At 61.4% G+C, this 21,056-nt stretch carries 26 protein-coding genes and 1 riboswitch; of the genes, 10 read left to right on the top strand and 16 right to left on the bottom strand.

Translation table 11 applies throughout. From position 1 onward, the window contains the following. Window positions 1–263: 263 nt before the first annotated feature. On the bottom strand, window positions 264–710 hold the full coding sequence (locus ABIT12_RS07470) for a hypothetical protein (RefSeq protein WP_348044878.1): 447 nt from the start codon (window positions 708–710) through the stop codon (window positions 264–266). A 270-nt stretch (window positions 711–980) separates the two neighbouring features. Between ABIT12_RS07470 and ABIT12_RS07465 the strand changes: the two genes are divergently transcribed. Next, a complete protein-coding gene (locus tag ABIT12_RS07465) occupies window positions 981–2,699 on the top strand; it encodes a tetratricopeptide repeat protein (protein WP_348044876.1) in 1,719 nt (572 codons plus the stop codon). Here the strand turns inward: ABIT12_RS07465 and murD are convergent. The 3 genes from murD to ABIT12_RS07450 all read right to left on the bottom strand — a co-directional run bounded on the left by murD (window position 2,696) and on the right by ABIT12_RS07450 (window position 6,279). Further along, window positions 2,696–4,000 (bottom strand): UDP-N-acetylmuramoyl-L-alanine--D-glutamate ligase, encoded by a 1,305-nt coding sequence (gene murD / locus ABIT12_RS07460; RefSeq protein WP_348044874.1) that lies wholly within the window; start codon window positions 3,998–4,000, stop codon window positions 2,696–2,698. The genes ABIT12_RS07465 and murD overlap by 4 nt on opposite strands. Beyond that, window positions 3,990–5,321 (bottom strand): hypothetical protein, encoded by a 1,332-nt coding sequence (locus tag ABIT12_RS07455; RefSeq protein ID WP_348044872.1) that lies wholly within the window; start codon window positions 5,319–5,321, stop codon window positions 3,990–3,992. Before ABIT12_RS07455 ends, murD begins: the two co-directional genes overlap by 11 nt. Window positions 5,322–5,388: 67 nt before the next feature. Continuing rightward, window positions 5,389–6,279: a metallophosphoesterase gene (locus ABIT12_RS07450; RefSeq protein ID WP_348044870.1), complete on the bottom strand. Its 891-nt coding sequence runs from the start codon at window positions 6,277–6,279 to the stop codon at window positions 5,389–5,391. Window positions 6,280–6,389: 110 nt separating this feature from the next. Here ABIT12_RS07450 and ABIT12_RS07445 point away from each other — a divergent pair, with 110 nt between their 5' ends. Continuing rightward, a complete protein-coding gene (locus ABIT12_RS07445) occupies window positions 6,390–6,866 on the top strand; it encodes an NUDIX domain-containing protein (protein ID WP_348063315.1) in 477 nt (158 codons plus the stop codon). Between the two features lie 126 nt (window positions 6,867–6,992). Here ABIT12_RS07445 and ABIT12_RS07440 read toward each other — a convergent pair whose 3' ends face one another. Then, window positions 6,993–7,949 carry a glutathione S-transferase family protein gene (locus ABIT12_RS07440; protein WP_348044866.1) on the bottom strand — a complete coding sequence of 319 codons (957 nt, stop codon included), beginning with the start codon at window positions 7,947–7,949 and terminating at the stop codon, window positions 6,993–6,995. 349 nt (window positions 7,950–8,298) lie between these two features. On the opposite strand from ABIT12_RS07440, the gene ABIT12_RS07435 reads away from it, so the two are divergent. The 3 genes from ABIT12_RS07435 (at window position 8,299) to ABIT12_RS07425 (ending at window position 10,764) form a co-directional block, all read left to right on the top strand. Beyond that, window positions 8,299–8,856, top strand: a complete 558-nt coding sequence (locus tag ABIT12_RS07435) for an N-acetyltransferase (protein WP_348044864.1) — start codon at window positions 8,299–8,301, stop codon at window positions 8,854–8,856. 106 nt (window positions 8,857–8,962) lie between these two features. After that, the gene (locus ABIT12_RS07430) at window positions 8,963–9,583 is read left to right on the top strand and encodes a CoA pyrophosphatase (RefSeq protein ID WP_348063319.1); all 621 of its coding nucleotides are present in this window, start codon (window positions 8,963–8,965) and stop codon (window positions 9,581–9,583) included. Next, window positions 9,580–10,764, top strand: coding sequence for a CCA tRNA nucleotidyltransferase (locus tag ABIT12_RS07425; RefSeq protein ID WP_348044860.1), 1,185 nt, complete (start codon window positions 9,580–9,582; stop codon window positions 10,762–10,764). The genes ABIT12_RS07430 and ABIT12_RS07425 overlap by 4 nt, the downstream gene beginning before the upstream one ends. 4 nt (window positions 10,765–10,768) lie before the next feature. On the opposite strand, the gene ABIT12_RS07420 is transcribed toward ABIT12_RS07425, so the two are convergent. The 4 genes from ABIT12_RS07420 to ABIT12_RS07405 all read right to left on the bottom strand — a co-directional run bounded on the left by ABIT12_RS07420 (window position 10,769) and on the right by ABIT12_RS07405 (window position 13,554). Beyond that, window positions 10,769–10,960, bottom strand: coding sequence for a DUF1059 domain-containing protein (locus ABIT12_RS07420; protein WP_348044858.1), 192 nt, complete (start codon window positions 10,958–10,960; stop codon window positions 10,769–10,771). 77 nt (window positions 10,961–11,037) lie between these two features. Then, window positions 11,038–12,213: an AAA family ATPase gene (locus ABIT12_RS07415; protein ID WP_348044856.1), complete on the bottom strand. Its 1,176-nt coding sequence runs from the start codon at window positions 12,211–12,213 to the stop codon at window positions 11,038–11,040. Window position 12,214: 1 nt separating this feature from the next. Then, complete coding sequence (hemF, locus tag ABIT12_RS07410) at window positions 12,215–13,087, bottom strand: oxygen-dependent coproporphyrinogen oxidase (RefSeq protein WP_348044854.1); 873 nt, start codon at window positions 13,085–13,087, stop codon at window positions 12,215–12,217. After that, the gene (locus ABIT12_RS07405) at window positions 13,084–13,554 is read right to left on the bottom strand and encodes a TrmH family RNA methyltransferase (RefSeq protein WP_348044852.1); all 471 of its coding nucleotides are present in this window, start codon (window positions 13,552–13,554) and stop codon (window positions 13,084–13,086) included. Before ABIT12_RS07405 ends, hemF begins: the two co-directional genes overlap by 4 nt. A 248-nt stretch (window positions 13,555–13,802) precedes the next feature. Here ABIT12_RS07405 and petA point away from each other — a divergent pair, with 248 nt between their 5' ends. The 5 genes from petA to ABIT12_RS07380 all read left to right on the top strand — a co-directional run bounded on the left by petA (window position 13,803) and on the right by ABIT12_RS07380 (window position 17,353). Next, complete coding sequence (petA, locus tag ABIT12_RS07400) at window positions 13,803–14,327, top strand: ubiquinol-cytochrome c reductase iron-sulfur subunit (RefSeq protein ID WP_348044850.1); 525 nt, start codon at window positions 13,803–13,805, stop codon at window positions 14,325–14,327. A gap of 14 nt (window positions 14,328–14,341) precedes the next feature. Further along, the gene (locus tag ABIT12_RS07395; RefSeq protein ID WP_348044848.1) at window positions 14,342–15,589 is read left to right on the top strand and encodes a cytochrome b/b6; all 1,248 of its coding nucleotides are present in this window, start codon (window positions 14,342–14,344) and stop codon (window positions 15,587–15,589) included. 17 nt (window positions 15,590–15,606) lie between these two features. Further along, on the top strand, window positions 15,607–16,452 hold the full coding sequence (locus ABIT12_RS07390) for a cytochrome c1 (RefSeq protein WP_348044846.1): 846 nt from the start codon (window positions 15,607–15,609) through the stop codon (window positions 16,450–16,452). A 150-nt stretch (window positions 16,453–16,602) separates the two neighbouring features. Next, entirely contained in the window at window positions 16,603–16,797 is a 195-nt protein-coding gene (locus ABIT12_RS07385; RefSeq protein WP_348044844.1) for a hypothetical protein, read from the top strand. A gap of 22 nt (window positions 16,798–16,819) precedes the next feature. Further along, on the top strand, window positions 16,820–17,353 hold the full coding sequence (locus ABIT12_RS07380; protein ID WP_348044842.1) for an adenine phosphoribosyltransferase: 534 nt from the start codon (window positions 16,820–16,822) through the stop codon (window positions 17,351–17,353). Between the two features lie 10 nt (window positions 17,354–17,363). Here the strand turns inward: ABIT12_RS07380 and ABIT12_RS07375 are convergent, their stop codons facing one another. The 7 genes from ABIT12_RS07375 to ABIT12_RS07345 form a co-directional block, all read right to left on the bottom strand. Continuing rightward, window positions 17,364–17,744 (bottom strand): GFA family protein, encoded by a 381-nt coding sequence (locus tag ABIT12_RS07375; protein WP_348044840.1) that lies wholly within the window; start codon window positions 17,742–17,744, stop codon window positions 17,364–17,366. Window positions 17,745–17,809: 65 nt separating this feature from the next. After that, entirely contained in the window at window positions 17,810–18,202 is a 393-nt protein-coding gene (locus ABIT12_RS07370; protein ID WP_348044838.1) for a VOC family protein, read from the bottom strand. 145 nt (window positions 18,203–18,347) lie between these two features. Then, window positions 18,348–18,689: a hypothetical protein gene (locus ABIT12_RS07365; protein WP_348044836.1), complete on the bottom strand. Its 342-nt coding sequence runs from the start codon at window positions 18,687–18,689 to the stop codon at window positions 18,348–18,350. 32 nt (window positions 18,690–18,721) lie between these two features. After that, the gene (locus ABIT12_RS07360) at window positions 18,722–19,279 is read right to left on the bottom strand and encodes a MaoC family dehydratase (protein WP_348044834.1); all 558 of its coding nucleotides are present in this window, start codon (window positions 19,277–19,279) and stop codon (window positions 18,722–18,724) included. Then, a complete protein-coding gene (locus ABIT12_RS07355; RefSeq protein ID WP_348044832.1) occupies window positions 19,276–19,740 on the bottom strand; it encodes a MaoC family dehydratase in 465 nt (154 codons plus the stop codon). The genes ABIT12_RS07360 and ABIT12_RS07355 overlap by 4 nt, the downstream gene beginning before the upstream one ends. Window positions 19,741–19,967: 227 nt before the next feature. Next, window positions 19,968–20,555 (bottom strand): HupE/UreJ family protein, encoded by a 588-nt coding sequence (locus ABIT12_RS07350; RefSeq protein ID WP_348044830.1) that lies wholly within the window; start codon window positions 20,553–20,555, stop codon window positions 19,968–19,970. Between the two features lie 27 nt (window positions 20,556–20,582). After that, window positions 20,583–20,784: riboswitch (cobalamin riboswitch) on the bottom strand. A gap of 40 nt (window positions 20,785–20,824) precedes the next feature. Continuing rightward, window positions 20,825–21,056 (bottom strand): poly-gamma-glutamate hydrolase family protein (locus tag ABIT12_RS07345; protein ID WP_348044828.1); only part of this gene is annotated, 232 nt, incomplete at its 5' end.

Below are 21,056 nucleotides of genomic sequence, written 5' to 3'. Positions count from 1 at the left end.
GGGGTCGTGGGGAGAAGCAGCCCATTGGCGCAGGGAACCAGCGCCATCAACGTGCTTCTCCCCAGGTGCGGAAGCGACCGGGAGGGTTTCGCTGCCGCATTTCCCTGCAGTGCCAGGGAGGGGCACCGCAACCGGCGCAGCCAGAGGAGGGCTGGCTGCGCCGGGAAGTTTGGTGGGGAGGACACTTGGGAATGCAGGTGCCGCGCAAGCGTACCCATGCAGCATCCTTCCCCACCGAGGCATGCAACCTGTGGACGCAGGTGTTACATGCCAACTGCTGCCGGGCGCCGGATGCGCGCCCAGAAACTGACTATTTCGGCTGCCTGCAGCCGGTATGCATCGCGATCGGCATGGCGTACAAAAACGCCGGCCGCGCCGGCCCTGTAGAGCGCCGAGCGCGTTTCGCGATCGTCGGCCTGCGCCATCGCCACGATCGGCAGATCGAGGTCGCCGGCAGCAGCAGCGATCGAGGCAACAAATTCCTGGGTCGCCAGGCTGCTGGCCTTCAGGTCAACAATCAGCATCGTTCCGCTGGTTGCACCGGGTGTCGCCAGCAGGTCGTCGAGCTTGGCTTTGCCGTCGTCACGGCCGCCGAGCCAGGTCACCTGCGGCGCGCCAGCAGCCAGCAGCATGCGCGTCAGCAATTGGGCCGAAAAAGCATCGTCATCAATGAGCGCAAGCCCAAGGGCAGTGTTCGAACGCAAATTCATGGTCTTCCTTGCGCCCCGCTGGCGCCATCAGGCACTGATTGAAAACGCCAGAAACACGCCCCTTGGAAGAAGCGCGTTTCTAACAGAATAAATGGTGGTCAATACGGAATCGGGCCGGCCTAGAGCCCGAAAACAGCCGCAGTCCGCAAACTGCAACGACGCTGATATGCGCTTCATCTGTGGGGAGTGTTAGGCAAACTGGTGTAAAGCCAGCGTAACGCGCCTTGCTTTTTACATGTAAATCGGGCCAGATGAACGCGGGAGGACGCGTTGGCAACGGAGACCGCGCCGGATCGTGAGCAGGTCACCAAAGCCCTGGGGGATGTCCTGGGCTGGGAAGAAATGTCTCGTTCCCCGCAACTGGGAAAGTTCCTCAATTACATAGTGATGCGGACGCTGGATGGCGACGGCCAAGGGATCAAGGCCTACGCCATCGCGGTTGATGTGTTCGGTCGCAATCCGGATTTTGATCCGCAGACCGATCCGATCGTCAGGGTGCAGGCGCGTCGATTGCGGGCTTTACTTGACAGTTACTATGATGGCCCCGGCCGGGGCTCATTCGTGCGGCTTTATCTGCCGGTTGGACGTTACACGCCAGAATTTCACAGTGGTACCGCTGCCCAGGAGCGTCGGCAGTCCGCCGAAGTCGTCCCCGAATCACGGTTTTCGGGAATGGCGCGCTCTTGGCTGGCATTGGCCTTTCTGGTGCTGGCAGTCGCCGCGCTGGCGATCGTGATGTCGACCATGGGCCCGGGTATGATGAGTACCCTTCATGCATCCGAGGGGCCCCAGCCACCATCGGTGACGGTGTTCGAATTTCAGAACCTGACCGGCGACGCCAACCGGAAGCCCCTGGTGGCGGGACTGTCTATCGAATTGGTGACCGATCTCGAGCAGTTCGAGGATGTAACCGTGCGCTACGCCGGCACCGGCGTTGCGGCGGTTCCGGCCGATAGCCTGCAGGAGACGGACTATAATCTGACGGGGATTGCGCGGATCAGCGACGGCAATGTGCAGTACAGCGCTATTCTGACCGATGCTCGCTCCAGCACGGTGGTGTGGAGCAAGTCGATTTCAATGAAGCAGGGACAGGCCTTTGAGACTGCTGGGCTCGATGCAATTTCTCGCGATTTCAGTCTCATTTTGGGTAGTACCAGAGGGCCCCTGCATGCGGCGGGGCGTGAATGGGTTGGTGCTGCGATTGCTCCCGGGTCTGCGAGGAGTGTGTATGGCTGCCTGATGCAGTTTCACCAGTTTCGCGACACCGGGCTGATGGCGGACGGCGCGCTCGCCTCGGATTGTTTCGCCGGCTTGCCTGATGGTGATCGACAAAGCGGTCGCGCGTTGGCGGCTGCCGCGATTTTGTTGATCGATGCGCCCCAGCCGCGAGACGGCGACGGCGCCGCGCGGGTCGCATTGGCGCGTGACGACATGCAGATGGCGCTGGCCCAGTCCCCGATCAGCGGTTTTGTGTGGGAGCAGCAGGCACGCTTTGCTCAGGCGCAGGGCGATGTGGAAGCGTCGCGCGTCGCGTTCAGTTCATCAGTCCAGCTCAATCCCGCCAATGCGGATGCGCTTGCAGGATTTGCCCGTTTGTTGGCGCTGGGTGGCAATCTGGACGATGCAATCGAAATGTCCAATGCGGCGGTATATGCCTCGCCGGAGCCGCCGCCCTGGTATTACGGCGTGCCGGCGCTGGTGGCGCTGCACGAATCCGATTTTGCGTTGGCGATTGAGGACGCGGCCATTTACGCAACTGCCGACCGGGAACTGGGACCGGTATTGGCAGTTGTGGCGGCCGTGGGCTCAAACAATACCGATGTGGTCAACCGCTATTTGCCGCAGATTCTCGACGCGACCAGCTTCCGGGCGGAGGGCATTTTGCCCAGCCTGCGCCGCTGGGTGGCCGACAAGGCGCTGCTTGACACCATTGCAGCCGCGCTCAAGCACGCCGGCGTGCCCGACGAGGCGCTGCGCGGCTCCTTCTAGGCCGAGCGCTCCGGGGCAAACAATCGTTCGGCAAGGGCGACGAAGATCCGGCCACGTTCTTCGAAATTCTTGAACTGGTTATAGGACGGCGCTCCCGGCGACAGGATGACGGTGTCAAAATCTGCGCGCAGCGCCAGTAGCGCGCGCATGGCACCGTCGAGGTTTGGCTGCTCCAGGACCGTAATGTCCGGGGCGGCGGCGCGCGTGGCGGTTGCCAGACGATCGCCCGTTACCGGCAGACAGACCAGAGTGGCCACGCCGTGACCGGACAGCAGAGTGGCCAGTTCAGCATAATCCTGCTGCCGTTCGTGGCCGCCCGCGATCAGTGCGATACGCTGGCCGTGATAGGCAGCGAGTGCGGCCTTGGTGGCTTCGGGGGTGGTCGAGATCGAGTCGTCGATAAAGGCGATGTCGCCGAAATGGTGCTCTTCCAGCCGGTGTGGCAGCGGCGTGAAATCAGCGACGCCTTTGATAACACCATCGAACGTGCCGCCAGCGGCCAGCGTGATTTGTGCAGCGAGGCGGGCGTTGTCCAGGTTGTGGGCGCCTTTGAGGCGCGACGTGCCGGCGGCCGCGACAATGGCCTGTTCCTGCTGGGCCGTCAGCGCGGGCACAAAGCGGCTGCGGTCGCGCGTTGCTGCCTGCACCAGCGCATTGGTCTGTGCCGCCGCGCCCAGGGCGATACGCATCGGACCATCGCGGTCAATCAGATGCAGCTTGTCGTGGAAGTACCGCTCGACACTGCCATGCCAGTCGACATGTTCGGGGTACAGGTTGGTGAGGGCGGCGATATCGGGCAGGAAGTTGATGTCGGCGGTTTGATAACTGGAAAGCTCCAGCACCACCGTCTGGTGTTTGTCGGCGATTTCGAGCGGTGCAAGACCGACATTGCCGGCAAGGCCCGCGTCGATGCCAGACGCTGTCAGCATCAGGTGGGCCAGCGTGGCCGTGGTGGATTTACCCTTGGTGCCGGTGATGGCAATGACCTGGCGGCCGTGGCGATAGGCGGCGGCCCAGAGATTGAGATTGGACGTGATGGGGACGCCGGCGGCTTCAGCGGTCTGGAAGATTGGTTTGTAGCGCGACACGCCGGGGCTTTTGATGATTGACCCGAATTTGTGGGCCGCAATGGCTGCATCAAGGTCAGCGGGAGCGATAATTTCGGCACCGTCAATGTCGGCGTCGCCGCTATCGACGGTGACATAGACTTTAAGGTCCGGCTGGCGCGCAGCGAGAAACGACCTGGTGGAGCGGGCCTCGCGACCGGCGCCGTAGAGCAGGACGGGCTGTTCAAACTGCATGGGACGCTATCCGCCGGACCACATCGGCTGGTATGTGATGCTCGGTGCTATCGGTCATCAGTTCGATCAGCGCGGTGGCCAGCCTTTGTTCGCCATACTGGGCTTCCAGATCGGATTTGAGGCGCACGACGATAGCCTCGCCAGCCCATTCAGCGCGTTTGGTCAACTCATAGAGGCAGGCGGCCGCTTCGAGGATTTCGCCGACGCATTCCCATGGCTTTTGTCCGGCCAGGCCGGTCAGTTCGCGGAACGAGGCCTCGTGCTCGGGTTTGGCGAGCAGGTTCTGGCCGAAAATGCCGATCAGGCGATCCTTGTCCATCACCGGGGCGAAGATCAGGAAGACGAAATGGCATTTTGGACATTCGCCGCACCAGAGCGGGCCCTCGTGACCCGAGAGGCGGAAATTGCGATTGCAGCTCGAAAATACCTTGTCGTAGCGGGTTTCGCGGGCGAACAAGGTGGCGATGCGGGCTTCGGAATAAGGGCGCAGAAGGGAGAAATAACTCAACGCGCCGCCAGTGGCGTTGCTCAGGGTGCTGGCGATAAGTCGTTCAAAACCAAGGGATTTTGAATATTGGTGATTGGCCTCGCGGCCGTCGAACACAACATTGCCTTCGCTGGCCGAGCGCTCGTTGGAGAGCACGATGCGATTGTAGCCAAACAGCACCGCGCAGAGCGAGGCGATCATTGAGTTGATGGCGGTGGAGGGCACATGGCCGTTGTAATAGCCCGGCTCCTGGGAAAGCTGGATCATGGTCTTGTCGAGCGTGCGGGTCACGAAAATCGGGGTGATGCCGATCTTGTCGACCGAGGTCAGGATCGGACCCTTGGGACTGACGGCAAACGGGGTAAATTCGATGCCTGCGGCCTGCAGCAATTCCACGCTCACCAGCGAGTCCTTGCCGCCGCCAATGGGTAACAAAGCGCGGTCTTGCAGTGACGAAACTGTTAGCGGATCGTTAACGTCGAGCGGCGCATCGACTGACAGTCTGCCAAAGCGCAGCAGGTTATTGCGCGCGTAAAATTCGCCGAGGCCATTTTCGTAGATGTCGATGACGAAGGCGCGCTCGGCATTGGTAAGCGCAATTGTCGGGGCGCAAATTTCCAGTGGAGCGAGCAGCTTGAAATAGCTGACGCCGAGGACGAGCGCAGTCAGGTCGAGCAGTTTGCGGAAAGCTGCCGTTTGCGCCTGCGAAGCATCAAACCCAGCGGGCAGTTCCAGTACTTCAATGAACTTGCGGTCATCGAGCCCATATTCGAACCGCGCGATCCCGGTGGCGGCGTCAAACAGCGGGCGTTCGATGAGAAAATGCGTGGTCAATCTGCGAAGCACTCCGCGCGCGTCGTGGCGCTGCTGTTCTTCTATATAGCGATCAAGGCAGGATTCGTCAGTAGATGCGCATTTGCATCCGCATGACGATTTCGCTGCCGAGCCGTTGGTAGCCGAATTCGCGCATGGTGCAGGTCCAGCCAGTGCCACTTCGATCGACACGGAACAGATTGTAGCGGGCCGGATCGTCCAGCGTGCCACCCTGGGCCGAACTTGCCGAGGCGACGCCGATCACCGGGACTTCGTGGTTGAGTCCCTTAATCGAGTGGATCGAGGAGCGGTGGGTATGGCCATGCAGCACCAGTTCGGCGCCGTTATCAGCAATCACCTGGCGGAACAGTTTATGGCCCTTGAGGCCAAAGGATGGGTGCTGCAGTTCCTGATTGGGCGGATGATGGATCATCACCACGCGGAAGAAACCAGCATCGTCCATGGCCTTGAGGATTTTGGCGAGCCGGGCTGCCTGCGCTTCTTCAAACCGGCCGATGGCGAGGAATGGTCGGGTGGGAACGGCGCTCGAGCAGGAAATGATCGCGAGATCTCCAACACGACGGACGAAGGGGAAGGCCTCGTTGTCGAGGGTTTCGCCCTGCATATAGGCGCCCCAATCGCGCTTGGCTTGTTCGAGTGCGCCCGGCACGTAAGCGTCGTGATTGCCAGGAGAGACGCAGGTGGTTTCGGCGGGGCCGACGGTTTTGAGCCATTCTCCGGCGCGCACAACTTCGGCAGGCAGCGCCAGATTGACCAGGTCGCCGGTGACTGCGGTGAATTCGGCGTTCTGCTCGCGCATGTGGCGGACCAGGCTATTGAGGCCCTCTCCGTTCAGCGTATCGTGCCGCATCAGCCGCCAGTTGAGATAGCCAGTGAGGCGCTTGCCCAGCAGGTCGGTCCAGGCGACGGGTGGCATCGGCCCAAGATGAATGTCCGAGATATGTGCGAGAGTTGTCATCGCAGGCGTAATGCCATGCTGCGGCCACCAAGAAAATGGACAATTGCAGCTGATGCCAATTTTGTCATGCTGCCAATGCTGTTACCGCTAGGGCCGATCGGGAGCAAATGATGCAGATGAATCGCTTTCAACGCCTGCGCGCCAAGGTGTTCTTGACCGTGCTGGGTACATTGCGGCGCATGACCTTTGGCGCCCGGGTGATGCTGGTCGAGGGTGACAAGGTTTTCCTGATCCGCCACACTTATGTGCCCGGCTGGCAGTTTCCGGGCGGTGGCGTCGAGCCGGCAGAGACGGCCGAGTACGCAGCGGCGCGCGAGGTGCTGGAGGAAACCGGTTATCGCGTTGTCGGGGCTATGGAATTGTTCGGGCTTTATCACAATACCAGTCCGGTCACCGATCGCGATCACGTCGCCTTCTTTGTCTCACACAAGTTCGAGAAGGCGTTCGAGTTCCGTGCGAACCGCGAAATAGCCGAGGCCGGCTGGTTCGACCGGCGGCAATTGCCGGAGAAGGTCACCCCGGCCACTTCGCAGCGGATCGACGAATATTTCGATGGGGCGGCTAAGCGGGATGTTTGGGGTTATTGAGGGGCCTCTGCGTGCCTCTGACGGCTGGTACCGTGCGTGTGGCCCACCCCCACCCCTTTCCCCTCCCCACAAGGGGGAGGGAGACCTGACTGCGGGTTCGGTTGCTACGCAAAGTCGGTTGCAGACCTACTTCAGGAATTCCAAATCTGGCCCGACCGGGACGATGCGGGTTGGATTGATGGTGATGTGGCTCCAGTAGTAGTGGGTCTTGATCTGGTCGATATCGACGGTTTGCTTGACGCCCGGGACTTCGTAGAGCGCCTTGAGGTAATGCGACAGGTTGGGATAGTCGGCGATGCGGCGGATGTTGCATTTGAAGTGGCCGACATAGACGCTATCAAAGCGCACCAGCGTGGTGAACAGCCGCCAGTCGGCTTCGGTGATGTTGTCACCGGCGAGGTAGGCGGATTTGCCGAGCAGCTCTTCGACCCAGTCCAGCGCGGAGAATAGCCTGGTCACCGCTTCGGTATAGGCCGCCTCGGTGGTGGCAAAGCCGGCTTTGTAAACGCCGTTGTTGATTTCATCATAGACCCGGGCGTTGATCGGATCGATCACGCCATGCAGGGCCTCGGGATACAGGTCTTCCTCATTGCCGGTCAGCGCATTGAACGCCGAGTTGAACATGCGGATGATTTCCGAGCTTTCATTGGAAACGATGGTGTGGCGCTGCTTGTCCCACAGCACGGGGACGGTGACGCGCCCGGTATAGTGCGGATCGGCTTCGGCATAGACCTGCCAAAGGGTGTCCTTGCCCAGCAGCGTATCGCCGGTCGAGCCTTCGGTGAGGAAGCTCCAGCCGGTTTCGTCGGGCATTTTCGGCGAAACGATGGAGACCGAAATCAGGTCTTCAAGGTGGCGCAGCTTGCGCACGATCAGGGTGCGGTGGGCCCAGGGGCAGGCGAGCGACACATAGAGGTGGTAGCGGCCTGCCTCAGCGGGGAAGCCGCCTTCGCCCGAGGGGCCGGCGCTGCCGTCAGCGGTGACCCAGTTGCGGAAGCCGGATTGGGCGCGCACAAATTTGCCGCCGCTTTTCTTGGTGTCGTACCATTCGGTCGACCATTTTCCGTCTACCAATTGTCCCATGATGGTCCCTTTTGCGTCGCGGTGTGGCCGTGTTCTCGGCGCTCCATCATCATCATGGAACCGTCACGGCAGTGTGGCCTTCATCTGGAGGTTGGCAACTGGATTGATAAGCACGTTTTGCGACAACGGATTGTTGCCGGGTTCGACAAGAATGCTTCTGAAAAAACCAGGGTTCGATATGACCTTTTTGTTTACGTGACGCGCCCATGATGCTAATGCGGAAATCAGGCGTCGGAGGCGCCCAGGATGGTAAAGGTTGCACACGTGACACGACGACCCTGATGGGTCTTGAAGGGCTCGCATTTTATGCGGCCGGGTTCGTTATCACCTCTGCATCTGGATCAATCCAATGACCACTCCTTCCGCCCCCTCGGCTGCGGCCGAGACGTCGCCTCTCACCGGTGTTTTGACTGTTCGGCCCGCGGTGGCCGCCGATGACCTGTTCATCGACGACCTGCAGGCCATTGCCTTCGGTCCGGGCCGTTTTGCCCGCACAGCGTTCCGGGTGCGTGAGCGCTTCCCGATCGACAAGGGCCTGTCGCTGGTGGCCGAAGTGGATGGCGTGCCCTGCGGCTCGGTGTGGATGACCCCGATCAGTGTGGATGGCAAGAACGGCTACCTGCTTGGTCCGCTCGCCACGCATCCCAATTTCCGCAAGCGGGGCGCTGGCAAACTGCTGGCGCGTGAAGTGAGCAAGCGGGCGCTGGCGCGGGGCGAAGGCAGCTTTGTGCTGCTAGTAGGCGACCAGGATTATTACTGCCCGCTGGGCTGGGAAATCACCACGCCCGGCGCCATCCAGTTCCCCGGTCCGGTCGATGTATCGCGGGTGTTGCTGCTGTCGGACGACACGGCTCTGGCCAAATCTCTGGCCGGTCCGATCGCCGCGTTCAAGCACGCCCGGGCCTGATTGGTGCCACAAGCGTGACAGGCCTGCACCTCGAATGGGGTGCAGGCGTCATCTTGCTGGCCTAAGGTGGTCTCTTGAAGTGAATCAGCGGGATACGCCTTTGTTGGTGGATGACGCCATTGTCGACCGGATTGCCGCGCGCCTGCTGCAGCAGGCGCCGGGCCTCGACACGCATGGCGAACTGATCCCCGACTGGGCCCCCACGCTGCCGTTTGAACGGCCGCCGGTTTTGGCCGCGGTGCTGATCGGGCTAGTGATGCGGCCGGAGGGGCACACGATTCTCTATACCGAGCGTTCGCGCGAATTGCGGGCGCATTCGGGGCAGGTGGCGTTTCCCGGCGGCAAGATTGATCCCAGCGACATTGATGCAGCCGATGCTGCGCTGCGCGAGGCGGGCGAAGAGGTTGGCCTGCGGCGGCATGAGGCGCGGGTGCTGGGCTATCTGCCGACCTATTATACCGGCACCAATTATCTGATCACGCCCGTCGTGGCTGAAATTATCCCGACGCATCCGTTCGTGCCCAATCCGAGTGAGGTATATTCGCTGTTCGAGGTGCCGCTGGCGCGGGTTCTGGATCTTGGCAGCTACGGCCAGTACCGGATCAAGCGGAACGGGGAAGAGCACCGGACCTGGCAGATCGACCATGATGGCCATGTGATCTGGGGTATTACCGCCAACCTGACCCGTCGCTTCCGCGACATTGCGCTTGGGGAGGGCGGGCAATGATCGCGGTGGCGATGTTGCGCCTGCAACAGGCCGAATGGCTGGCGCGTCCCGAGGTGCAGGACATTTTCCGGTTGCTCGATGGCGAAACGGGTCGTACCCGCGCCGTGGGCGGCATTGTGCGCGATACCGTGCTAGAACGGGTGACGCCGGAGAGCGATGTGGATATGGCGACAGAGTTGTTGCCAGCCGAGGTGATGGCGCGGGCCGTGGCTGCGGGCATTGCTGCCTATCCGACCGGTATCGACCACGGCACCGTTACTTTGCGGCATGGCGCGGTCCGCGTGGAAGTTACCACGCTACGCAAGGATATCGAGACCGACGGCCGTCATGCCGTGGTGCAGTTCGGCAGCGATTGGGTGGCCGATGCGCGGCGGCGGGATTTTACCCTGAACGCGCTTTACGCCAATATGGATGGCGAACTGTTCGATCCGGTCGACGGCATTGCCGATTGCCGGGCGGGCCATGTGCGGTTCATTGGCGATCCGGCCAAGCGCATCGCCGAAGACGGTTTGCGGGTCTATCGGTTCTTCCGGTTTTCGGCGAGCCATGGGCAGCAGAAGTTCGATGCGGCGGGGCTGGCGGCCTGTGGGGAAGCGGCGGGGCGGCTGGCGCATCTGTCGCCCGAGCGGGTTGGCGCGGAAATGGTGCGCATGCTCAGCCTGCCAAGGATTGCCGCGACGTTGGCGCAGCTTGAAGATATCGGGCTGGTGGATTTCGGGCTGGATGCGCAGCGGCTGCTGTTGGCCTATGAGCGGCAGGCGGGCGTGCCGAGCCTTGAGGGACGGCTGGCGTTATTGCACAAGCGTTGCCCTCCAGTGCAGGGCAAATGGCGGCTGAGCAATGACGTTATCGCGCGGGCGCTGGCTTTGTACGATGCGGCGAAGTTGCTGGTGGCATTGTCGCTGAATGAGGCGGCGTATCGCTTTGCGGCGATTTTGCCGGAAGCTCTGGACGTGGCGGGGGTCGAGGCAGGATGGGGCGAGGCCGGCAAGGCGGCAGTGCTGGAAAAGCTGTCGTTCATTGAACCCAAGCCACTGCCCGTCTCGGGCAATGACCTGATCGCGCGGGGTTTTGCGCCGGGTCCGGCGCTTGGTCTGGCGTTGCGCGGACTGGAAAGACAATGGGTCGAGAGTGGGTTCACCCTCGGCCCGCAGCAATTGCTGGATCTGTTGGACGACTGAGCCGTCAGTGCGACCGCGTGCTAGTGCTGTCGACGATACGTTCCTTGATCCGCTCGATCATTTCCGGGCGGATATCGGTTTCGCCATGCAGCGTGCGCAGATTTTCCACTGCGCGGCGGACCACTTCGGCGGTCGTGTCTGCCTCAGCAGACCAAGTGGAGCCCGGAATCAGGGTGGCTGAGTCAAAGCGTTTCATGTCTCATCTCCGATGTGATGTGCTTTGGCACAACGGTCGGAGCGGGGGGGAGTTCCATGCATCTTTGCCTGATGATGTCAGCCGTCGGTAAATTCGCCAAGATTGCCAAGGCCTTCAATCCAGGTCCCGTCATCGTTGCGGACCACTTCGCGGGGCAATATGCCACTTTCGGCGGCAATCGCATCGGCCAGATCGCGGGCGTGCGTCACCACCCAGACCTGGCTGAGTTCAGCCGCCCGGACGATCAACCGCGCCAGCATTGGCAGCAGGCTGGGGTGGAGGCTGTTCTCGGGTTCGTTGAGCGCAATGAACGGCGGAAGGCGATATGACAGCAGGGCGCCAGCCAGCGCCAGGAACTGCAAGGTTCCGTCGGATAGTTCATGGGGCGCAAAGACTCGCTTGGGCATTTCGGCATAGCGCATGCCGAAGCTGGCAAATTCTCCGACCTCCGGGATCACCAGTTCTGCGCCGGGAAAAGCGTCCTCGATGGCCCGGTCGAGATCGATCCGGTCGCCACGAATGTAGTGCAGGGTTGCCAGTACCGCGCCCAGATTGCTGCCGTCCGAGGCCAGCGACGGCGCAGTTACAGCGCGTGCTGGTCGGCGCAGTGCCGACCCCGCATCGGTTCGAAAGCCGTGAAAAAACCTCCAGGCCACCAGCGAATCCCGCACCAAGGCAATTTCCGATCGCCCCGACAGGGCCGCAAGCGCGGTTTCGCTGGCGAGCAGATCGTCATTGGCGAGCTCGCGTTTTCCCGCCGCGTCGCGGGCCCAGGCGGTCGCCCCTTTGCGCTCCATGAGCTCAACTGCCTTGCCGCGATGTCGCCATTCAAGGCTTTCGGTCTTGATCTGCGCTTCATTGGGGAAGGCGGCGGTGCCTTCCTTTGGCGGGAAGCCCACTTCCAGCCGATAGGTTGGATCGAAACTGCCATCGCCAAGATCGGCAAAACTTGCAGCCAGCCGGAGGCTATTGCCTTCACCGCGGCGGTAACCGTCCGTCCGAAACATCGGATCGAAACTGTCATCCGGGCTCAAATTCTTGCCGCCGGCCCAGAAGATGGATGCCAGCCCGCCCTCGCGCGCGATTTCGCCGGCGAGGGTGCCGCTGGCGGCGGCCTGCAGCAGTTCGAGCGAGCGATAGAGGTTGGTTTTGCCTACACCATTGCCGCCGACCAACACTGTGAGCTGCCGCATCGGAAAACGGATTTTCCGGATTGAGCGATAGCCAACGATCTCGATAGCGGTGAGGGTCATATCAGGGCCAGCGCACCTCTGGCGGCATCGAGGAGAGGATCGCATCGACATTGCCGCCGGTTTTCAGTCCGAACGTGGTACCGCGATCGTAGAGCAGGTTGAACTCGACATAGCGACCGCGGCGGACCAGTTGTTCGTGCCGGTCCGAATCGGTCCAGGCCGTCTCAAAATTACGGCGCACCAGGTCCGCGTAAATCCGGAGAAATCCGGTGCCGACGTCCTGGGTGAAGGCGAAATCGGCGTCCCAATTGCCCGAATTCAGCTGATCATAGAAAATGCCGCCGACGCCGCGATGTTCCTTGCGGTGGGGCAGATAGAAATAGTCGTCGCACCATTCCTTGTAGCGCTGATAGTCGACGCCCGGATTTCTGGTGCAGGCGTCGCGCATGGCGGCGTGGAAATCGAGCGTGTCGGGATCGGTCTGGGTGCGGCGGCGATCGAGCACGGGGGTGAGATCGGCGCCGCCGCCGAACCACTGCTGGCCGGTGACGATCATCCGCGTGTTCATGTGTACTGCCGGCACATGCGGATTGCAGGGGTGAACGATCAGCGAAATGCCGGCGCTCCAGAATTTTGCACCGGCTTCGGTGCCCGGCATCTGTTTGGCAAATTCGGGCGAGAATTCGCCATGGACCACCGAAATGTGGACGCCGGCCTTTTCAAAGACCCGACCATGCAACATCGACATTTCGCCGCCACCACCAGCTTCGCGGTCCCATGGCGTGCGCTCGAATTTGCCGGCAGGTTTGTCTGCATTGGGGCCGGTGAGTTCGGCCTCGATGGTTTCAAATTCGGCGCAGATGCGGTCGCGGAGCTGGCGGAACCAGGTGGAGGCCGTGAGCTGTTTGGTTTCGATATCGACGGGCAGGGTCATGTCAGGGTCTTGAATCCATCGGTCTGGCGCTTGGCTTCGCCGATGATCAGCGTGGCGGAGAGCGAGACGTTGATTGAGCGCAGGCCTTCGCGCATCGGGATGCGAATGCGCAGGTCGGCAGTTTCGGCGACCCCCTGCGGCACGCCAGCGCTTTCGCGGCCAAGCAGCAAGATGTCCTCGGGGGTAAAGGCAACGTCATAGGCGGACTGGCTGGCCTTCGTGGTCAGCAGCACCAGCCGCTTGCCTGCCTGGCGCCGCCAGTCGTCGAACTGGGCAAAGCTGTTGTGCTCGACGAAATCGGCATATTCAAGATAGTCGAGCCCGCTGCGCTTCATCGCGGCGCGGGAGAAATGAAATCCGGTTGGATGGATGACGTGGATGCGCACATCGAGACAGGCGCCCAGCCGCAACAGCGTGCCGGTATTGAGCGCGATATCGGGTTGGTAGAGGGCGATTTCGACGGGCATGTTTTTCGGGCCGGAAAAGCGGTTCAGATCGAGCGAACGCGGTTTACGCCCTTAGTGGGGCGGGGAACATGGGTATAGTGTCGCAGATGGCTCCTGTCACTGCGGGCTGCTCTGGACAAGTGTCTGGGACAGTGCAAAAAGAACCCGAATGACGGGCCGCTTGAGGGCGGACGGCGACCGATTCTGCGCATCTGCGGAGATGGTCCCAAAGCCGGCGCGTCTCATGTGTATTTGACGGGGATCGTACCTTGGCTACGCAAGCAGAACATCAATCGACACGGCGGGACTTTCTCTTCGTCGCCACCGGTGCCGTGGGCGCAGTGGGCGTGGGTGCAGTGGTTTGGCCGCTGATCAACCAGATGAACCCGGACAAGTCGACGCTGGCTTTGGCCAGCATCGAATTCAGCCTCGCCGGTATCGAGGAAGGTCAGTCGGTGACCATTCTGTGGCGCGGCCTGCCGGTGTTTGTGCGCCACCGCACGCCCAAGGAAATCGAGGAAGCCAAGGCCGTTCCGATGAGCGATCTGAAGGATCCGGAACCGGATTCGGCGCGGGTCAAGGAAGGTCACGAACAGTGGCTGATCATGATCGCGAACTGCACCCACCTGGGGTGCATCCCGGTGGGTGAATCGGGCGACTACGATGGCTGGTTCTGCCCCTGCCACGGTTCACAGTATGACTCGGCCGGCCGTATCCGTAAGGGACCTGCCCCGAAGAACCTGGTGTTGCCACCATATAAATTCATCAGCGATACGCTGGTCCAGATCGGTTAATGGGGGCGTTTCCGATGTCAGAACATTCGACTTACACACCCGGCACCGGCATCGAGAAATGGCTCGATGAACGCCTGCCGATCATCAGGTTCTCCAAAGAACACCTGATGGATTTCCCGACGCCGAAGAACCTCAACTACTGGTGGACCTTCGGCGCGATCCTGGCGATCATGCTGGTGGTGCAGATCGTGACCGGGGTGATCCTGGCCATGCACTACACCCCAAATATCGGTCTGGCCTTTGACTCGGTCGAGCATATTCGCCGCGACGTCAATGGCGGGCGCATCATCCAGGCGACCCACGCCGTGGGCGCCTCGATGTTCTTCGCTGCTGTTTATATCCACATCTTCCGTGGCCTGTATTTCGGTTCGTACAAGGCGCCTCGCGAAATCCTGTGGATTCTCGGCGTGCTGATTTTCGTTTTGATGATGGCGACGGCGTTCATGGGCTACGTGTTGCCATGGGGCCAGATGAGCTTCTGGGCCGCGACCGTGATCACCAATATCTTCTCGGCGATCCCGATCCTGGGCGATCCGATCCTCCAATTGCTGCGCGGTGGTTTCGCCGTTGGCAACCCGACGCTGAACCGCTTCTTCTCGCTGCACTACCTGCTGCCGTTCGTGATTGCCGCCGTCGTGGTGCTGCATATCTGGGCGCTGCACGTGCCGGGCAATAACAACCCGATCGGCGTCGATGTGAAGTCGAGCCGCGATACCGTGCCCTTCCATCCGTACTACACGATGAAGGATCTGTACGGCGTCGTGCTGTTCGCGATCCCGTTCGCGTGGTTCGTGTTCTTCATCCCCGATATCCTGGGCCACCCGGATAACTTCATCCAGGCCAACAGCCAGGTGACACCGGCGCATATCGTGCCCGAATGGTACTTCCTGCCGTTCTACGCCATCCTGCGCGCCATCGACTTCAACATCCTGTTCATCGACTCCAAGCTGGGCGGCGTGATTTTCTTCGGTGGCTCCATCGTCATCCTGTTCTTCCTGCCGTGGCTGGATCGGTCCAAGACCCGTTCGGGCACCTTCCGCCCGATGTTCAAGTGGTTCTACTGGCTGTTCGTGATCAACTTCCTGGGCCTCGCCTATCTTGGCGCGGCTCCGGCGGATGGCATTTACCTGATCCTCTCCAAGGTCTGCACGGCTTACTACTTCCTGCATTTCCTCGTCGTCCTGCCAGCACTGTCGATCTTTGAAACGCCCCGGCCCCTGCCGACCAGCATTTCCGAGAGCGTGCTCGGTTCGGCACATTGAAGGCGGGGACAGGTACCATGTTCAACATCAAGACCATCCTCGCTGCTGCCGCACTGATCGGCGCCATGGCTTCGGCTCCTGCCTTTGCGCAGGAACACGAAACCATCACCATCCAGAAGCAACACTGGAGCTTTGGCGGCCTGTTCGGCACGTATGACACCAACCAGCTGCAGCGCGGCTTTCAGGTGTTCCGCGAAGTCTGCTCGAACTGCCACAGCGCTCGCCTGATCGCCTTCCGCACCCTGGCGGAAGAGGGCGGCCCGGAATTTTCCGAAGCCCAGGTCAAGGCGCTCGCGGCCGAGTATGAAATCGCCGATCCCTCGGCCGAAGGCGGCAAGCGGCCCGGTGTGCCGGCTGATCGCTGGCCGTCGCCGTTTGCGACGGATCAGGACGCGCGCGATGCCAATGGCGGCGCCATCCCGCCAGACTTTTCGGTGCTGGCCAAGGCTCGTGGCGTCACCGACGCGTTCCCGTGGTGGATCACCAACTACTTTACGGCGTACGCTGAAGGTGGCCCGGACTATATTCACGCGCTGCTGAACGGCTATGAAGAAACGCCGCCAGCTGATTTCACGTTGCCGGAAGGCAAGCACTACAATCACGTGTTCCCGGGCCACGCGATCGGCATGCCGCCGCCGTTGACCGATGGTCAGGTGGCGTACGTGGCAGCCGAAGGCCAGGAAGAAGTGCCGCAGACCGTGGACCAGTATTCCAAGGACGTGGCTGCCTACATGATGTGGATGGCAGAGCCCGGTCTGGTTGCCCGCAAGGAAACCGGCTTCAAGGTGCTGCTGTTCCTGGTGTTGTTTGCCGGCCTGATGTATGCGACCAAACGCAAAATCTGGCAGGGTATCGAACACTAAGCTCGACACCGACCAAAACGATCAAGGGCCCCGCGGGGCCCTTTTTCTTGAGTCGCAATTGCCTGTGGGCCGATAACGTTGCTGCCAGGCACTTGCCAAGGCGGGCGGCGCTTGCGAACCTGCCGCTGTAGTCGCGCCTGAGGAGCTGCCATGTCCGCCATCCGCATTGCCGTTGCCGCGCTGGGCGTTGCCGTTACGGTGGGCCGACACCCTGTGGTGCGTGCCGGGATGCGGGCGGTTGCCGACAATCCAAAGGCACGCGAGATCGCCGTCAGTGTGACGCGTGATGTTGCCTATACCGCGGGCGTGGTGGCGCGCCATCTCGTCGGGCGGCGCGTTCAATAGTTTTTCAGATCAGGTTTATTCAATGACGCTCGACCTCAAAGCCATGGTCCGCACGATTCCGGACTACCCCAAAAAGGGAATATTGTTCCGCGATATCACCACGCTGATCGAACACCCCGAAGGCTTCAAGGAAAGCGTCGAGCGTATTGCGGTGGCGCATCGCGGGCTGGGCATCACCCATGTGGCCGGGATCGAAGCGCGCGGTTTTATCTTCGGTGCTGGCGTAGCGATTGCGCTGGGCGTCGGGTTCATCCCGATCCGCAAGAAGGGCAAGCTGCCCGGCGAAACCATTGGCCAGAACTACGCGCTGGAATATGGCGTCGATACCATCGAAATCCATGCTGATGTGCTGGAAAAGGGCGACGTGGTGCTGCTGGTTGATGACCTGATCGCCACAGGGGGCACGGCTATTGCCGCTGTCGGGCTGCTCCGCCGTACTGGCGCGACCGTCGACTATGCGGCCTTTGTCATCGATCTGCCGGATCTCGGCGGGGCTGACAAGCTGCGCGCCGAGGCGGTCAATATCCATGAATTGATGAAGTTCGAGGGGCACTAGCCCCTCGCGCCTACCACAGGTTCCTGCCGTCGATGGTGTCGATGCGGAATGACGCGATGTCGATGTTATCGAACAGGCGGACGTTGAGGCCGATCTTGCGGGCAGTGGGCATGGAACTGCCGTCACCACCGATGTCCGCAGTGGACCAGTCCGGCGAGTCGCCATAGGTGTTGGTGCCGCATTTGGCGCAGAAATGGTGCAGGTTGAAGCCGCTGGCGGTATAGACCCGATCCTCCGCAGCAGCGACGACGCGCACTTCGTCGGGCCGATAATAGCCCCAGAGTCCGCCGGATTTGCTGCAATAGGTGCAGGTGCAGGCGGTGGCGCTTTCCGGCAGGCGATCGACTTCGATGCGGGTCGAGCCGCAATGGCAGGTGGCGACATAGGTCATGGCAAACTCCGGTTCTGGACTTGCCCTGTTGTAGCCCTCGCCGCTGACAAGGCGTGTCAGCAGCGTCAGGCGGCCATGCTTTGCTGCCGGTCGAGCAGGCAGAACTGGTTGCCCTCGGGGTCTTTCAGCACCGTATAGGTGGGCAGCACCCGCACCACTTCAGCACCTGCTTCCTTCAGCCGATCGACTTCGCCCGAGCGGTTGGTGACGGCGATATCGAAATGCACGCGATTATTGTCATAGCGGCGGCCGTCGACATTTTGAAAGCAGAAGCTGGGACCGGGGCCATCGACCATCACGGTCGGGTCGGTATCGGGGGTAAAGCCAAGCGTTGCCAAGCGGGCGATTTCGACTTGGTCATAGGGGCGGATGGCATAGCCATCGAGAAGTTCGACCCAGAACGCCGCCAGCTTTGCCGGGCGGTCACAGTCGAACACGATTTCCTGGATCAGGCCCATCTTGGTCTCCTTTGCAATGGAGCAGAGGTAAAACCCAAATGCGGCAACACTGCGCAAGCCGATATTTTGCCTGATCGCCCACCCGCAATGATGCGACTTCGGCCAGCCGAGTATAGTTCTGGGCAGGTGGGAATAGACTTTTGCGTCAGCGCGGCGTGCAGAGCATGACGATGGCGGTGGCGCTTTCCAGCTGTAGCGCGGTGACGGCATTGGCATCGGTAACGATGCGGCCAGCAACGACACTACCCTTTTCCATCAGGGCGCCATTGTTGAAGCCGACGCCATCGGTATAGGGGGTCAATTCGCCAGTGCCGGAGGCGGGGTCGCCGAATACTGCGGAGGCAAAACCGTAAGAGTTGCCATAGATGGTCAGGATGCCGGCTTTGACGCCGTTGGCTTTGCAGCCCCAATTGCCGGTATAGGCCTGGGCCATGGCTGGAGCGGAGAGCAGGCAAAGAGCAGCGATGGCGGTGATGATTCGGCGCATGCGACAGACTTTGGCTGGGGCGGCGCGCGCTTTCAAGTGCTGCGCTTGATGAGTTTACCGATGAGCGGGGTTTTGGTGAGCGCCAGCAACAGTTTGAGCCGCAATGGCATCACGTAGTCGCGGCGCTTGGAGAAACTGGCGAGTTCGGCGGTATAGACCTGTTCGCCGCGCTGGTTGTTGGCATCAATGCGGTTGATCAGCACGCCCCAGCCGGGGATCGACGCCGAATTGCGCTTGGCGATGACGGTGAGCATGTAGGTGACGGTATCGCCGGGGCGGACGGGCACCTTGAATTGCATGGAATTGACACCGGGCGAGGGGCCGGAAACCCCGGGTTGCTCGCCCAAGGCGCGCAGGCGTTCTTCCTCCGCTTCCAGCGCATCGACCATCTTGCGGTGGCCGATGCTGACTGTGTGCCAGCCGCTGGCGACCAGCCCGCCGAAATGGCTGAGCTTGGCAGCCTCCGGATCGAGATGGAAATATTGCGGATCATAGGCTTTGGCGAAGCGGATGATTTCCTCAGTGGAATAGGTGTGGCTGCCGAGCGGAAAGACTTCGTCGATGCCGATATCTTCAAACCACCGGGTCATGGCCGGGTCTCCACCAGGTTGGCGAGGCGCATCGACATGACCGGAGCGCCCTTCTGGTTGCGGATATCGAAATCGAGCGTGACAATGCCCCATTGCGGATGGGTTTCGGAGCGGCGCAATTCGGCGATGGTGACCTTGCCGCCAATGGTGTCGCCGACCATGACCGGGTTTTTCCACTTGAGATTGGTGAAACCAAGTCCACCGGCCGAGGCGATTTTGCTGAGGAAGCTGTCCACCAGCATGCGCAGGCTGAGGGCGCCGGTTTGCCAGCCGCTGGAGGCGAGGCCGCCGAGCAGCGAGGTCTTGGCGGCCGCTTCATCGAGGTGGAACGGCAGCGGATCGAACTCGCGGGCGAAGGTGAGGATCATATCCTTGCTCACCGTTGAGTGGCCGAGATCGATAGTTTCGCCGATCGCGAGCTCTTCGAAATGGCGCAGATGTTCGGTATGCGGATTGGTCATCAGGTTGCCCTATACGTCAACCGGTGGTTTGGCATGGAATGAGGGGAGGGGCAAGCTACGCCCCGTATTCCTTCTCCCCTTGAGGGAGAAGGTGCCCGAAGGGCGGATGAGGGGTCTCTTTCTGGATGGGCGCATGCGGCTGCAACCCCTCACCCTGCAATTCTGCTGAACGCAGAATTGCAGTCCCTCTCCCTCAAGGGGAGAGGGTAGAAAAAGAAGGATTGTGCCTAGAGCCAGCCGAGCAGCACGCCGATGCCGCCGAGAGCGAAGACGCCGCCGGCGACTTGGGCAACGAGTTTGCCGTATTTGCCGACGACCCTGGCGACACCGAAGGCGGCGAGGATGCCAGCGACGTGGAGCAGGGCGGTGGCGACGATGAAGCCGGCTGCGTAGAGCGCGCCGCCCGCATCTGCGGGCATTTCAGCGCCGTGGGCGTGGCCGTGGAAAATAGCGAAGACGCCGACCAGCGCCATGGCAGCAGCAACCGGTATCGGGCGGCCCATGGCGGCGACGCCACCAATGACGACGCTCGACAGGGCAATGCCCAGTTCAACGAAGGGCACGTTGACGTGGCCGACGCCGAGCAGGAAGCCAACAACCATCATGCCGACAAAGGCAGCGGGAACCAGAAACAGCGCGCGGCCGCCGAGCACGTAGGCGAAGACGCCAACGGCCACCATGGCCAGGATATGGTCGATGCCGCCGATCGGGTGCGAGAAGCCATGCACGAAGCCGAGCGCGTGGCTCGGATCGGGATGAGCGAATGCCATGGTCGGGAACAGGACGACGAAAGCCAAAGCCAGAAATGCGCGCATGAAAGCTCCTTTGAGGGACCCACCGTCCCTGACCGTTTGCTGAATGGCCGGTCTCCTGGCTTCGGACCCGTCTTCGCTCGCCTTCCCAGTCGCAAACCAGTGGCCGGGCTTTGCACCCGAGAGCGAATTATCGTCCGTTACAGTCGCGGGGGCGGCGCCGGTGTTCAACCGGCTTCCCGTTTCCATTCACAGTATAGATGTTGCAGAAAACGCGAGGATAAGAAAGGCGTACTGACGCAGTTGGGTGGAAAAGCTGGCCTGCACCATGGTTACGGGTGCTGGTCGATTGCTGCGGCGACGGCGTTGCCGAATACGGTGCGTTTGCCGAGATCGTCGGCCAGTTCGTCGCGCAGGCTGCGCGGTAGTTCCAGTTGTGCCCCGGCATGGGTCAGGCCGCGATTGCAGAGGTTGTCGGAATTGGTGGCGGGGAACGGATGGCCGCTGTCGCGGGCGTCGAAGCCTGATTGGCGGATGGCCTTGGTGATGGAGGCGGCAAGGGCT

Origin of the sequence: Devosia sp., from assembly GCF_039927955.1 — a bacterium.
Classification (GTDB): domain Bacteria; phylum Pseudomonadota; class Alphaproteobacteria; order Rhizobiales; family Devosiaceae; genus Devosia.
The sequence above is the reverse complement of the archived record's forward strand: the minus strand, read 5'-3'. Positions and strand labels throughout refer to the sequence as shown.